General features: G+C 45.8%; 12 protein-coding genes. 8 read left to right on the top strand and 4 right to left on the bottom strand.

What is annotated here, in order from left to right; all coding sequences use genetic code 11:
- Window positions 1-201: 201 nt before the first annotated feature.
- The 6 genes from ACTS60_RS17645 (at window position 202) to menE (ending at window position 7,423) form a co-directional block, all read left to right on the top strand.
- Window positions 202-1,509, top strand: a complete 1,308-nt coding sequence (locus ACTS60_RS17645) for an isochorismate synthase (protein WP_440889317.1) — start codon at window positions 202-204, stop codon at window positions 1,507-1,509.
- Window positions 1,506-3,212: a 2-succinyl-5-enolpyruvyl-6-hydroxy-3-cyclohexene-1-carboxylic-acid synthase gene (gene menD / locus ACTS60_RS17640; protein WP_440889316.1), complete on the top strand. Its 1,707-nt coding sequence runs from the start codon at window positions 1,506-1,508 to the stop codon at window positions 3,210-3,212. The genes ACTS60_RS17645 and menD overlap by 4 nt, the downstream gene beginning before the upstream one ends.
- Window positions 3,199-3,993, top strand: coding sequence for a 2-succinyl-6-hydroxy-2,4-cyclohexadiene-1-carboxylate synthase (gene menH, locus ACTS60_RS17635; RefSeq protein WP_440889315.1), 795 nt, complete (start codon window positions 3,199-3,201; stop codon window positions 3,991-3,993). The genes menD and menH overlap by 14 nt, the downstream gene beginning before the upstream one ends.
- Window positions 3,994-4,019: 26 nt before the next feature.
- On the top strand, window positions 4,020-4,886 hold the full coding sequence (gene menB, locus ACTS60_RS17630; protein ID WP_038887944.1) for a 1,4-dihydroxy-2-naphthoyl-CoA synthase: 867 nt from the start codon (window positions 4,020-4,022) through the stop codon (window positions 4,884-4,886).
- Between the two features lie 129 nt (window positions 4,887-5,015).
- A complete protein-coding gene (menC, locus tag ACTS60_RS17625) occupies window positions 5,016-6,005 on the top strand; it encodes an o-succinylbenzoate synthase (protein WP_440889314.1) in 990 nt (329 codons plus the stop codon).
- Window positions 5,990-7,423 carry an o-succinylbenzoate--CoA ligase gene (menE, locus tag ACTS60_RS17620; RefSeq protein ID WP_440889313.1) on the top strand — a complete coding sequence of 478 codons (1,434 nt, stop codon included), beginning with the start codon at window positions 5,990-5,992 and terminating at the stop codon, window positions 7,421-7,423. Before menC ends, menE begins: the two co-directional genes overlap by 16 nt.
- Before the next feature lie 50 nt (window positions 7,424-7,473).
- Here menE and nagE read toward each other — a convergent pair whose 3' ends face one another.
- Entirely contained in the window at window positions 7,474-8,928 is a 1,455-nt protein-coding gene (gene nagE, locus ACTS60_RS17615; RefSeq protein ID WP_282065811.1) for an N-acetylglucosamine-specific PTS transporter subunit IIBC, read from the bottom strand.
- Window positions 8,929-9,084: 156 nt separating this feature from the next.
- On the opposite strand from nagE, the gene ACTS60_RS17610 reads away from it, so the two are divergent.
- A complete protein-coding gene (locus tag ACTS60_RS17610; protein ID WP_440889312.1) occupies window positions 9,085-9,966 on the top strand; it encodes a LysR substrate-binding domain-containing protein in 882 nt (293 codons plus the stop codon).
- Between the two features lie 96 nt (window positions 9,967-10,062).
- Complete coding sequence (locus tag ACTS60_RS17605; protein WP_440889311.1) at window positions 10,063-10,263, top strand: hypothetical protein; 201 nt, start codon at window positions 10,063-10,065, stop codon at window positions 10,261-10,263.
- Here ACTS60_RS17605 and ACTS60_RS17600 read toward each other — a convergent pair.
- From ACTS60_RS17600 to ACTS60_RS17590, 3 genes are all read right to left on the bottom strand, one after another.
- A complete protein-coding gene (locus ACTS60_RS17600; RefSeq protein ID WP_440889370.1) occupies window positions 10,249-11,154 on the bottom strand; it encodes a YeiH family protein in 906 nt (301 codons plus the stop codon). The two genes, ACTS60_RS17605 and ACTS60_RS17600, sit on opposite strands and share 15 nt — an antisense overlap.
- 160 nt (window positions 11,155-11,314) lie before the next feature.
- Complete coding sequence (locus ACTS60_RS17595) at window positions 11,315-13,189, bottom strand: MFS transporter (RefSeq protein ID WP_440889310.1); 1,875 nt, start codon at window positions 13,187-13,189, stop codon at window positions 11,315-11,317.
- A 13-nt stretch (window positions 13,190-13,202) separates the two neighbouring features.
- Window positions 13,203-13,793: a TetR/AcrR family transcriptional regulator gene (locus tag ACTS60_RS17590; protein ID WP_440889309.1), complete on the bottom strand. Its 591-nt coding sequence runs from the start codon at window positions 13,791-13,793 to the stop codon at window positions 13,203-13,205.
- Between the last annotated feature and the right edge of the window lie 240 nt (window positions 13,794-14,033).

Genomic DNA, 14,033 nt, shown 5'->3' with positions numbered 1-14,033 from the left:
AAATCGTTAATTTCTTTATTAAAATACAATAATTTGTTTTTTAATAGAATAAAAATCTGTAAATTATCCGTTTGCTGGCTATCTTTTGTCCGGTTGGTATCACAGGATTTTGCAAAAGATCACATACGACCTTGATTTGCTTTAGGTCTAAACTTAGAGTAGCCGTCAGTTACCACTATCCTCACATGTTTCGAGGTTGATTTGTCACAGTTCCATCAAGCCGTAAAGAGAATTATCGAGCGAGTTCAGCAAACGGAAGGCAATCAAACACGTTTAGTAGAGCCACTCTGCGAGAAACCCAATTTCGCATTCATTGATTGGCTTGAAGCACAACCACTTTTTCCCAAGTTTTACTGGCAGTCCCGTGATACTCGTGAAGAAGTTGTTGCCCTTGGTCAGCTTCACTCTTTTGTTGAACCAGGCCCAGCGTATACGATCCTTGGCGAAGGCCAACGCGTTTGGGGCGGTCGTTCATTTGATGGTCAGCACGAGAAGAATCGCCGCTGCATGCCATCTTTCTTTTTTCTTCCCCAGATTGAGTTGATTCGTTTCGATCAGAAATGGTCTCTTGCGGTCAATATCTCAGAAGATAAAAATCGTACATTAACAGGCTTGAAGAAGTTAGTTTGTGATGTGCCAAGCCTTGCGCCGATTTCCTCTCATATTCGCTCTATTGAGCACGCCCCGACTAAACCTCAGTGGACCACGTTAGTGGAGAAAGTCCTGACGGGTATTGAAAGAGATGACTTTAAGAAAGTGGTTTTGGCGCGCAGATCGAAAATTCAGCTAGACTCGATCCTTTCTGCGGCGCAGCTTTTAAAGGCAAGCTACTTAAACAACCACCATAGCTTTCATTTCCTTCTGAGCTTAGATAGCAAACATAGCTTTATGGGATCGACTCCTGAGCGTTTGTATTCACGTGTGGGGCATGAGCTCTTTACTGAAGCCCTAGCCGGAACTATTGGGCGCGGCGATAACGCGACTCAAGATATGGAGCTAGCAAACTGGTTATCACAAGATACTAAGAACCTCAACGAGAACCAATATGTGGTTGATGACATCATTGAACGATTGTCGCCTCATTCAGAGCATGTTGAGGTAGAGCAAGAGCCTCGTTTGGTTCGATTGAGAAAGGTTCAGCATCTCAAGAGAAATATTCATGCAGACCTGAAAGCAGGGATCAACGGTGTGCAATTGCTCTCAGCTTTGCAACCGACGGCAGCAGTCGCGGGTTTGCCGCGTAAAGAGTCGATGCAGTTTATTTTAGACAACGAGCCATTTGCGCGCGGTTGGTATGCTGGTTCGATGGGTTACATTAGCCATGAGCGAGCAGAGTTTTGTGTCGCAATCAGAAGTGCTTTAGTTCTTGGTGATCAAGTTCAATTGTTTGCTGGAGCGGGTATTGTTCCGGGTTCTGTTGCTGAGCATGAATGGGCTGAGTTAGATAAAAAAATGTCGACACTACTCTCTCTTATTTCAGACCATCCTCCACTTGGAGTGGCGTCATGAATGTGGATCAAGCAATACTGAATCGAATTTGGTCTGAAACTCTCCTAACAGAGCTAAACCGCTTCGGTGTGAACCATGTTTGTATCGCGCCAGGCTCGCGTTCAACACCATTAACGCTAGAAGCCGTAGATAACCATAACTTTACTATCCATACCCATTTTGATGAGCGTGGATTGGGCTTTATGGCGCTGGGACTTGCGAAGGCAAGTAACGAGCCTGTGGTAGTTATCGTGACATCCGGTACGGCGGTCGCGAATTTATTACCTGCTATTGCAGAAGCGAAGCTAACGGGTGAAAAACTGGTGGTGCTTACCGCTGATCGCCCGATGGAGCTGGTGGGCTGTGGCGCTAATCAAGCCATCAACCAGCTTGGCATTTTTTCGCAGCACGTTTGTGACAGTTTGAACTTGCCGAGTCCTTCGCTAACAACACCACTCAATTGGTTACTAACGTCGGTTGATGAAGTGATGTTTACTCAGCGCTTAAAAGGCAGTGCGGTACACATTAACTGTGCGTTTCCAGAGCCTTTGTACTCCAATGGAGAAAAGAGCACGTATCAAAGCTATCTTGATGCCGTAGCATCTTGGCAGGAGAGCTCGGATACTTATTGTCGCCGTTTTATCTCACTGGCTAACGACGAGCATCCGGCCTGCTTTGACAAGAAAGGTTTGGTGATTATCGGCAGCTTACCTTTAGAGCAAGCACAAGCTGCCAAGCAGTTTGCCGACAAGATGGGGTGGCCTGTTTTATCTGACCCACAAAGCGGCATTAGTTCTGATTGGGCATACTACGATTTATGGCTGCAGCACTCGAAGTTTGAACAGCAAATAGAGTGCTGTGATCTCATTGTTCAGTTTGGTAGCCGTGTTATCTCAAAGCGCTTAAATCAGTGGCTAGAGAAGCAGGTTTTGTCATCTCAAGCTGATTATTGGTTGATTTCTCCGCGCTTAGGACGTGACAACCAAAGCCATCTACCACAATCTCATTGGGTTGCAGAGCCTTCTGATTGGGTTGCCCAATCGTCTTGTTGTGAGTCTTGTCATGCGGGGTGGGCTAACACGTTGGCAGAAGAGATTCAGCAGGTAAGCCAAAATTCGAAAGCGTTATTTATTTCTGATCCTCAGAGTGAGCTCAATGAGATTGCTTTAGCTATTGATGTGGCGAAACGTGCGCAAGGTGTCGACCTGTTCATGGGTAACAGTTTGTTTGTTCGCTTGGTTGATATGTTTGGCAAGTTGAACAACACTGAGGTCTTTACTAATCGAGGTGCGTCTGGCATCGATGGTTTGTTTGCAACGGCGAGCGGTGTGCAACGTGCGCGCAATAACTCAATGTTGATGTACATTGGCGACACATCTGCACTTTATGATACGAACTCTCTCGCTTTGTTTACACATACTAAGCAGGCTACGGTTATTGTGATTACCAATAATGATGGTGGTGCTATTTTTGATATGCTGCCAGTACCCGCCTCACATCGAGAAAAGTTCTATCAAATGCCGCACGGTTATCAGTTTGAACATGCTGCGAAGCAATTCGGTTTGCAATACGGTAAGCCTGAAACACTGGCTGAATACCAATCTTTAGTTTCTGAACATTTTGCTTCAGGGCAAGGCACATTAGTGTTGGAAGTTCAAACGCCACCAAATCAAGCGACTGATCATTTAAGAGCCTTCAATAAGAATTTGCATGCTCTATTCTGAACATTTTCCCGCAACTGAAATACAGCAAGGGAGCACTTTGCCGACTCTGGTGTTTTTGCATGGTTTGCTCGGCAGTGGCGAGGATTGGCAACAGTGCTTGAGCGCTTTACCTCAGTATGACCGAGTAACGATTGACTTACCCGGGCACGGGCGCAGCCAATCTATTTTTTGCAGCGATCTGAATGATTGCTGCAAATTACTCAATTCCGCACTATCTTTACTATTTCCTTCGCAACAACCGCTTATCCTGATTGGTTACTCAATGGGTGGACGCATTGCTATGCATGGCCTTGCTCACCAATGTTTTCCAGATCTCAATATTTGTGGAAGCATTGTTGAAGGAGGAAACTTCGGGCTTCAAAGTGAGTCAGAGAAACAAGCACGATTCGATAACGATTCGCGCTGGGCAAAGCGTTTTAAAACAGAGCCTCTTGCCTGTGTTTTGAACGATTGGTACCAACAGCAGGTCTTTTCTTCACTAAACCATGAGCAAAGACAAACATTAATCGCGAAACGAAGTGCTAATCTTGGCTCTGCGGTTGCGGACATGCTGCTTGCGACTTCTTTGGCAACGCAATCTTACTTGCTGCCAGCATTGCAAAGACAAGCGGTTCCGCTGCATTACATCTGTGGTACGAAAGACAAAAAATTTTGCCAACTGGCTGAGACAAGCGGGTTGGCGTATCGACAAATCGAAGGTGCTGGACATAACGTCCACCAAGAGCAACCACAGCGATTTGCGAGGCAAGTTAATCAAATAATTCATTCTCACTTTGAGTGAGAGCAACGAGAACAATGGGAATCACCATGGCTAAAACAGTAGGCATTTCTGAAGAAGAACTTTACGCTCCGGTTCAATGGAAAGATTGCGGCGACAAATACGAGGATATCCACTACCACAAATCTGAAGATGGTATTGCGAAAATTACCATTGCACGCCCTCAAGTGCGCAATGCTTTCCGTCCTCAAACGGTAAAAGAGATGATTGATGCGTTAGCAGACGCGCGCTACGACTCTGGTGTTGGTGTGATCATCCTAACTGGTCTAGGCGAAGACGCTTTCTGTTCAGGTGGTGATCAGAAGATCCGTGGCGACTACGGCGGCTACAAAGATGACCAAGGTACGCACCACCTAAACGTCTTAGACTTCCAACGTGATATCCGTACTTGTCCAAAACCAGTAATTGCATCGGTAGCAGGTTGGGCTGTGGGCGGTGGTCACGTACTGCACATGATGTGTGACCTAACGATTGCAGCAGATAACGCTCAATTTGGTCAAACTGGCCCTAAAGTAGGCTCTTTTGACGGTGGTTGGGGCGCATCTTACATGGCTCGCATCGTAGGCCAGAAGAAAGCGCGCGAAATCTGGTTCCTATGCCGTTTCTACAACGCTCAAGAAGCGGTAGATATGGGCCTAGTAAACACAGTAGTACCACTAGCGGATCTAGAGAAAGAGACCGTTCGTTGGTGTCGTGAAGTTCTTCAACACAGCCCAATGGCACTGCGTTGTTTGAAAGCCGCATTGAACGCGGACTGTGATGGTCAAGCGGGTCTACAAGAACTTGCGGGTAACGCGACTATGATGTTCTACATGACGGATGAAGGCCAAGAAGGTCGTAACGCATTCAACGAGAAACGTCGTCCAGACTTCGACAAATTCCCTCGTAACCCATAATCCGTATAAGAAGAGGAGCCATGTGCTCCTCTGTTTCGTTTTTCGTCCTGAGCGCCTCGCCCTCTGGGAGGCTAACGGGTTGTCTCGTTAAAAAGCTCAGAATATACGGCATTACATAGGATTCGAATTATGCGTAAAGCGAAGATTTACCGTTACTGCCTACCAATGGACAGTGGCGTAATACTGCGTGATAACAAGCTAACTGAACGTACAGGTTATATCGTTGAATTATCTGAAGGCGATAAAGTCGGTCGTGGTGAAGTCGCTCCTCTGATTGGCTTTAGTTTGGAACGTACTGAAGAAGCCGGGATTCAACTGCAAGCGCAAGCAGAGCGCTGGGTAGCAAACTTACCTTTGGATTACAACCATATGTACCCATCGGTTGCGTTTGGCTTGTCGATGGCTCAATTGGAGCTTGAAGGAGGTTTGCCAGAGGCTGGTAAGTACCAAGTTGCACCACTGTGTAATGGTGACCCAGATGACTTAATCCCTAAGCTGAACGAGATGGAAGGTGAGAAAGTTGCAAAAGTAAAAGTGGGTCTTTACGAGCCGATTCGTGACGGTATGCTGGTGAACTTGTTCCTTGAGTCGATCCCACAACTTACTCTTCGTCTTGATGCAAACCGTGCTTGGACGCCAGAAAAAGCACAGCAGTTTGCTAAGTACATTGCACCATCACTGCGCCAGCGTATCACCTTCTTGGAAGAGCCATGCCGCTCTCCGGGTGACAGCCTATCTTTTGCTATTAATACCGGTATCGCAATCGCGTGGGATGAGACGCTGCAAGACGCGGTTCGCCGTGAAGACTTCAGCTTAGAAGACCTTACGGGCGTAAAAACCATCATCATTAAGCCAACATTGATTGGTTCGGTTGATTTTTGTATTAAGCTGATTGAGAAGGCTAAGACGCTGGGTATCAAAGCGGTGATCAGTTCAAGCATTGAATCAAGTCTTGGCCTTAACCAGCTTGCGCGATTAGCACAATGGCAACTTCCAAATGAGCTCCCAGGTTTGGATACCATTAGCTTGTTCAAAGCACAGCTAGAGCAAGGTTGGCCGAAGTGCGACCTTCCAATTATTCCGCTTTCAGAGCAGGAGTTAGTGTGGCATTCAGCATAGATAATATTGCGATTGCACCATGGAAATACTGGGCTCAAGTGAGCCCTTTTTCTATTGCGCTTGAAACAAACACAGAGTCATTCAACTGGCAGCAATTGATGGCGCGTGTTGACCAGTATGTTGACTCCCTCCAACTGCAAGGTGTGATGAGCGGAGATGTGGTGACTTTGGTCGGTAAGAACCAAGTTGAAACCCTGTGGTTTTATCTTGCCGCTCAGCAGATAGGTGCAATTGCCGCGTTGACCATGCCGCAGCCTTTTGAGGCTCTTTCAGGTAAGTTAACGACGCTATATAAGCCAACTCAACAACGTTTTGTGTGGTTTGCTGATGGTGTTGCCAGTGGCTACTCTGAACAGCAGTTATCGCAACTAGGTATCATCCAGCTTTCGAATCTGGATAGCGAATCGCAAAGTGACGTTGGCACTTCAAACGAAGGCTACGCACATGATGCTTTAGCATCTATTGTGTTTACCTCTGGCTCGACAGGCATCCCTAAAGCCGTGGTGCATACTCATCGTCAGCACCTGGCTTCTGCTCAAGGTCTGTTAAGCGAATTCCAATTCAACCATCAAGATACTTGGCTGCTTTCCTTGCCGCTTTACCACGTGTCAGGCTTAGCGATTGTCTATCGCTGGCTATTTGCTGGCGCAACGCTCAAAGTGGGGGGCGGAAATCTTGCTGAAGACATTGTTGGTGTCTCTCATGCTTCTTTAGTTGCGACACAACTTAAGCGTTTACTGGATGAACAAGTCGAATTGTCTCTCTCGCATGTCTTACTGGGCGGTAGTCATGTTGCTCATGAGTTGGCACTGCGAGCAACACAGCAAGGCATTGAAACTTGGCTAGGTTATGGCATGACAGAAGCGGCCTCAACCGTAACTGCAAAGCAAATTGATAGCATCAGTAACGCGGGCCATCTATTACGAAATCGCGATATTAAGCTGGTGGAAGAGCGTATTTATATCGGCGGGAAAACACTAGCGGCAGGCTATTTCAAGCAAGGCTCAGTTACCTCACTTCTGAATGAAAATGGTTGGTTCGACAGCAAGGATCTCGGAGAGTGGCAAGGCGACGAACTCAAGATCATTGGTCGAGCAGATAACCAATTTATCTCGGGCGGTGAGAATGTTCACTGTGAAGAAATTGAAGCGGTACTGAACCAACTCGAGAGTGTTTCACAAAGCATCGTTGTTCCAGTAGAAGATGTTGAATTTGGACATCGACCAGTGGCTGTGATTCAAACAGAATCGTTATTGAGCAAAGTACAGTACGAGCAATACCTAAAAACTAAGCTAGAGAAATTCAAATGGCCAGTAGCGTATTACGCAATGCCTCAAACCCTGTTGGGTGGTGGTATTAAAGTGTCGCGCAAAGCAGTGAAAGACTGGTTAAAAAATGAAGTGCAAAACGGTGACTAAGCGTTATTGCACTTCAGGGGGATGTGGTGATGGTGAGTCACCACAATTCTTTAGTTAGCGAGCGCGAGTTTCATCTGCTCAGCTACTTTGTCTACTTTGCCTAGGCCGATGATGACTTGCAGGCCACCTTTACCAATACAAACCACGCCTGCTGCGCCGAGTTGTTTCAGTTTTGCTTCGTCAGCTAGGGATGAATCTTTTACGGTCAAACGAAGTCGAGTAATGCAGTTGTCCACTTCTAGGATATTGTCTGCACCGCCAATCGCTGCAATATAGTCTTTTGCAAGTTCGCCAACGTTCTCAGTCACTTCTTTTTCCATGTCTTCGCCACGACCTGGTGTTCGCAGGTTGAACTTGATGATTGCGAAGCGGAATACACTGTAGTAAATCGCAAAGAAGACTAAACCTTGTGGGATCAGCATGTACCATTTGGTTGCCAGTGGGTTTTGGCTTGATAGTACGAAGTCAACAAAACCTGCTGAGAAACCAAAGCCCGCCATCCACTGCATGCTTGCTGCAATGTACATTGAGATACCAGTCAGTACCGCGTGAATTAGGTACAGCACTGGCGCTAGGAACATAAAGCTGAACTCTAGAGGCTCTGTAATACCAGTGAAGAAGGACGCCATTGCCGCAGCTAGCATGATAGAGAACACTTTGGTTTTGTTTTGCTTATCAGCACAGTGATAAATCGCAAGAGCAGCGCCCGGCAGACCAAACATCATGATTGGGAAGAAACCTGCTTGGTACATACCCGTCTGGCCGACTACAGCTGTGCCATTAGCAATAGACTGTGCGCCGCCTAAGAAGTTAGGAATGTCGTTGATGCCAACCACATCAAACCAGAAGACAGGATAAAGCGCGTGGTGCATGCCGATTGTTAGCATTAGACGGTTAAAGAAGCCAAATAAACCGGCGCCAACCGCCCCCATGGATTCAAGTTTGGTTCCGAAAATAATTAATGCATCGTAAATCACAGGCCATACGTAAAGCAGAACAAAAGCCAACGCCATACCTGCGATAGAGGTGAGGATTGGTACTAGGCGTTTGCCACTAAAGAACGCCAGCGCTTTTGGTAGCTCTACGCCTGAATAACGGTTGTAGATTTCAGCGGAGATAATACCCACCAAGATACCGATGAACTGGTTGTTGATTTTGTTGAAGGCATCCGGCACTTCATCTGCAGCGACATCCATTAGCTGTGTGACGGCACCCGGTGCGAGTAGCGTCGTCAGTACCATAAAGCAAATGAAGCCAGACAGTGCTGCTGAGCCGTTTTTATCTTTGCTCAATCCAAATGCGACGCCGACGGCGAACAGTACCGCCATGTTATCGATGATGGCTCCGCCTGATTTAATGAGGAATGCCGCCAAAACACTCTCAGAACCCCAGCCGACCGGATCTATCCAGTAGCCAATCCCCATTAAGATTGCCGCAGCGGGTAAGGTCGCTACCGGAACCATTAATGCCTTACCGACTTTTTGCATGTAGCCGAGTATATTCATATTTGCCCCTATAATTTTAATGCCACCTAAAACATGATCTATGTTTGAAAGTGACGTTTTTATTAAGTTTCTAAGGGCTATTTAAAACTTAATTATCGACGCAAACAAACGAATTCACTACTATCATGAATTAATATTTTTAATGAATGGTCGATCATGGCAAACCAACAGTTACTGCTTCGAAACCTTCATACCTTTAGTATTGCAGCGAAGCATCTTAGCTTTACGCAGGCAGCAAAAGAGCTGCACTTAACTCAAGGAGCTGTAAGCCATCGCATCAAAGTCTTAGAACAGGAGCTTGGTTTCTCTCTGTTTGTTCGAGGCACCCGCAAACTAGAACTGACATCAGAAGGGCATCGATTTCAAAAAACGTTATCTACGTCACTCAGTACCATTTTTAATGAGATTGAAGAGATTAAGTCGACGGACTTGGTGGGGGAATTAAACATTGCTGCATCGCCAGGTTTTTTGAATGGATGGCTGATGCCTCGTATTGCGGATTTCCAACGTCATTTCCCGGGGTTTAACCTCAACCTTTTCGCCCAAGAAAACCAACTCGACTTGGTGACCAACCAGATTGATGTGGCGATTTTTTACGATACGGATCATTTGGTTGATGTGTATCGCCAGCGACTATTTGGTGAAAAGTACGTTCCGGTCTGTACGCCTCAGTACATGAAGGAACTGAATATTCTGGAAGATGGCATGAAGTCACTCCGACGGATTAACTTTATTCATGCTCTCGGTTCGGATGTATGGCAGCGATGGGTGACTTATATGGAGCTGGATATTGATATTTTTCAGCATTTTTACTGCGTAAGTCACCGTGATATGGCTCTGCTAGCGGCAAGAAATCACGTCGGGGTCGCGATGGGGCGCTATCGATTCGTGAAAGATTTTTTAGATAAAGGTGAGCTGGTCAGCCCTTATCCGATGATGGATACCCAGTTGGGATACGACTTAATTTGCCCTTCAGGCTACGAGCACCGACCTAAAGTGAAAACCTTTATCTCTTGGATAGAAAGTCATATTAGTTGATTTCGCAATGAATTAGTCGAAAAGGGAATTTCGCATTCTTATAACTCTGAATCATAATCATGCTTAAAGATAAAGGAATAAAGCATAAGGTTCAGGATGATCAAGTTAGTGCTAGAAGCAGCGGTGTTATTGCAAATTGGCATTGCTGTCAGCAGTGAGGGCTTAATGCGCTCATTAGCTGAGTTAACCGCTTTTCTGATTGCGATTGCTTTGGTGTTGGTGCACAGAAGTCAAAGCACTCGAAAAGCAGAGTTAACTCAGCCACAAAAAATTAACCACGGGCTAGCTGAAAAGTAGCCATCCTAAAGATGTCGTGGAAATGAGCACCCACAAGGTAACGCCAAATAACAGTGGCTTTGCGCCTGCCGATTTCAGCTTTGACACTGAAATGCTGCAACCAATCAAGAACAAACACACCACAAGTGCCTGTTTTGCAATGGCAAAGATGCCTTGATATACCACTTCAAATTGAGGGAAGAAATCGCTAAACGCAATTGCAGCGCAGTACCAGAAAATAAAGTAAGGGATCACTAACTTACTTTTGCCTTCCTCACCGTTTCCACGAGAAAAGATCACCGCACTGACTAGGGCGACAGGAATGATCCATAACGCGCGAGCAAGTTTCAATGTTGTTGCTGTTGTGAGCGCTTCCTCACCGTATGCAGATGCTGCGCCCACAACAGAAGAGGTATCGTGGATTGCGATTGCTGCCCATGTTCCAAATGTATGCTGATCCAAACCGATGGCATGACCAATCACAGGAAAAATAAACAGTGCTAACGAATTCAGAACAAAAACGGTCGCGAGAGCTAGGCCAATTTGTTCATCTTTAGCTTTGATAGCAGGCGCTACAGCGGCAATCGCACTACCACCACAAATGGCGGTACCAGAAGCGATTAAGTAGGCCGTGGTACGTTCGAGCTTGATGACTTTTGCGATCATCATGCCGATCACTAGCGTGCCAAGAATCGTCGCAATGATCAGGCCAATGCCGTCGGAGGTAACTGCTAGAGCCTGCTCAAAATGAATACCGAAACCTAAGCCAATAATTGAGTAGGAAAGCAGTTTCTTGGTAAAAGAGGCGATAGGGAGCTCGGTCGGAACTAGGCTAAAGCTCGCCAATAGAAAACCGATCACAAGTGCGATAGGAGAGGACACGAAAGGGGTTAAACAAAACAGTAGTGCCAATCCAAAGGGGATATTCTTTGTATTCAAGGGCGTCGTTCGTTGTTGTGAATTAAAGCGTAGAGTATACAGTAACGTGTTCGGTCAGAAAGTCTTAATGAATTGAACATGCGTTCAGTAAAACTAAACGCATGTTCAAGAATAGAAAATACGATGTTTGAGTTTAGCGCCAGTCGCCTCGAAGTGCTTTCACTTTCTCAAACATGACTTGCGCACTGGCTTGTTTTGGATCGACCGGAGTACCCGCTTCGATTTCCAGTTTAGACCAGAAACGAGTTGGCAACCCTTTACATGCGCGACCTTTCGCTCGGCTGAAGTAGCTTCCCCACAAACCTTTTAACGCCATCGGAATAACAGGAACTGGGCTGCGACGAAGAATGATATCGATACCACGCATAAACTCGTTAATTTCTCCATCTGACGTTAAACGCCCTTCAGGAAAAATACACACGATATGACCTTCACTTAGTGCTTTTTCTACATCATTAAATGCACGACGAATAGACGTTCGATTACTTGCAGAGATCGGAATCACTCCCGCTCGACGAAGGAAACGTCGCAGAGGAGGAAGGTTTGCGTAGTCCTCTTCCATTACAAATCGAATAAGGCGAGGGCAAACAGCACTTAATAACAGAGAGTCCATGTAACTAACATGATTACAGACAATCAACGCGCCCCCGTGCTCAGGAAGGTGATGCAAGTTCTTATGCTTTACACGGTAAATGGTGTGAGTAACCACCCACATTGCAAAGCGCACAACGAAGATAGGAATCTGCAGAAAGATGTACGCAGCAACTAAGAAGTTTAGGATCGCGAGCAGTGCGAACAATTGAGGGATGCTCATTTCAAGCACACTCAGACAAACAATACCTAGTATTGCGCTGCCCACCATGAACAGAGAATTGAAGATATTCAAGCCTGCAATGACTTGCGCTCGCTCAGTTTCTTTCGCTCGGTATTGCATTAAGGCGTATAGCGGGACGATAAACAGACCGCCGGACACCCCAATCATCAATAAATAAAAGAACAGTGACCAGAATGCCTCATAGCTAACAAATTCAGCGAATGTGTGGAAACGGGGTAAGTCGGTTGGAATCGATGTCGCCATCAAGAAGCCGAATATTGTGATGCCCAAAGCTCCAATAGGTACGATGCCCACTTCAATACGATGATTGGAGAGCCAGTTACACGCCATAGAGCCCACAGCAATACCAACCGAGAAGAGCGCTAAAAGGAAAGAAACCGCGCTTTCAGTACCGTTCAAGTAGAGCTTAGTGAAGTTTGGGAATTGTGTCAGATAGGCCGCACCCAAGAACCAGAACCAACTGATCGCCATGATGCATTGGAAGACAATACGATCAGATTTAGCGATTGAAAGCGTGTGTTTGGTTTGCTTGTATGGCTGCCATTTGAATTGGATGTCCGGTGCACTTGCCGATGCAAATGGAATAAAGCGGCTAGAGAGGTAGCCTAAAACTGCAAAGATAACGACGCAGAATGCTGCAAGATATTTTGAATTGTCTGCAGATGCGATAAGACCAGCGCCAAGTGTACCAACCAAAATCGCGATAAACGTACCGGCTTCGACTAAGGCGTTACCAGGAACCAATTCTCTTTCGTTGAGTTGCTGAGGAAGCAGTGCGTATTTAACTGGACCAAAGAAAGCCGATTGGGTACCCATCAAAAACAGAAGTAATAGTAAGACGCCATAGCTTTCGGTGATAAAGCCAATCGCTCCCAACATCATGATGCCGATTTCAAACAGTTTCACTTTACGGATAAACCATGACTTCTCGTATTTATCTGCCAGTACGCCAGCTGATGCAGAGAATAAGAAGAATGGAAGAATAAACAAGCCAGCCGCTAAGTTAATGAACAGGTTGCTAGATATAGGTAAAGCGCTTGACCCTGCAAAAGCCACAAACAACAGCAGAACGTTCTTAAAAATGTTGTCGTTAAAAGCGCCAAAAAATTGGGTGACAAAATAGGGGAGGAACTTTCGTTGTCTGAGCAAAGACGACTGGCTGTCTGATGACATGAATAATCCTTTATTACCAGTTCATTAAGTAGTTAGAAAGCAAGTTGTCGATCAGCTCTTTACCGTCGATAGGTTCAGAAGAGAAGAACTTATCATCCACACTCAGTAGGGTGATACCATGAACGCCTGACCATAAGACGCGGCTTGCTTGCAGCACCTCTTGCTCAGTCCTTTGAGGAGCAATCGCAGCTAGCAGTGATTCTAACATGCCAGTCATACCATCGATACGTTTCGCGTGCCACTGGGGTAATTCGGCACCATTCATATTGTGTTCGAATACTAACTGCCAACGGTATGGGTTTTGCTGCGCAAAGTCATGATAACAGTAAGCGAGTTGAAATAGTGCATGATGGGAGTCTTTACTATTTTTGGTTGCGGCAGTGGCTTGTTGTTGAAGCTCATCAAGCGTTTGTGCAACAACATGTAAAAGTAGCAGGTTGTAGTTACCAAATACGTTAACCAAGGTACTTGGAACATAGCCGATCATGTTTGCGATCTTACGAAGGCTGAGATCGTGGTATGAGTTTTCCGCCAAAAATTCTTGGACAGTGGAAAGAGTTAAATTTACCAATTCTTCTCGGGTGTGATCGTTTCTGCGCGCCATAATCTAATACTACATATTGAACATTGTTCAATATAATAGACAGCTAGGTAATAGGCGTCAATAAGGCAATCAAGTCAGAAACCTATGAGCTTGGCAATATTCTGATACATGTCGAATGATGTAGGTAGTTTCATTGTCGTATTATAGCGAGTATGATGACTCCATATTCATCTTTGGCGTGCTACTGCTTGAACTCACAGAGTGTTCGGATGGTTAGATGCATATACTTAGATACTTATC

Source organism: Vibrio sp. WZ-1 (assembly GCF_052037695.1).
Lineage (GTDB): Bacteria > Pseudomonadota > Gammaproteobacteria > Enterobacterales > Vibrionaceae > Vibrio.
The sequence above is the reverse complement of the archived record's forward strand: the minus strand, read 5'-3'. Positions and strand labels throughout refer to the sequence as shown.

Bases quoted from the DNA above. Each gene is read 5' to 3' on its own strand.
- ACTS60_RS17610 (WP_440889312.1), top strand. From the start codon at position 9,085: ATGGCAAACCAACAGTTACTGCTTCGAAACCTTCATACCTTTAGTATT.
- menC (WP_440889314.1), top strand. From the start codon at position 5,016: ATGCGTAAAGCGAAGATTTACCGTTACTGCCTACCAATGGACAGTGGC.
- ACTS60_RS17590 (WP_440889309.1), bottom strand. From the start codon at position 13,793: ATGGCGCGCAGAAACGATCACACCCGAGAAGAATTGGTAAATTTAACT.
- menH (WP_440889315.1), top strand. From the start codon at position 3,199: ATGCTCTATTCTGAACATTTTCCCGCAACTGAAATACAGCAAGGGAGC.
- ACTS60_RS17595 (WP_440889310.1), bottom strand. From the start codon at position 13,189: ATGTCATCAGACAGCCAGTCGTCTTTGCTCAGACAACGAAAGTTCCTC.
- ACTS60_RS17605 (WP_440889311.1), top strand. From the start codon at position 10,063: ATGATCAAGTTAGTGCTAGAAGCAGCGGTGTTATTGCAAATTGGCATT.
- nagE (WP_282065811.1), bottom strand. From the start codon at position 8,928: ATGAATATACTCGGCTACATGCAAAAAGTCGGTAAGGCATTAATGGTT.
- menD (WP_440889316.1), top strand. From the start codon at position 1,506: ATGAATGTGGATCAAGCAATACTGAATCGAATTTGGTCTGAAACTCTC.
- menB (WP_038887944.1), top strand. From the start codon at position 4,020: ATGGCTAAAACAGTAGGCATTTCTGAAGAAGAACTTTACGCTCCGGTT.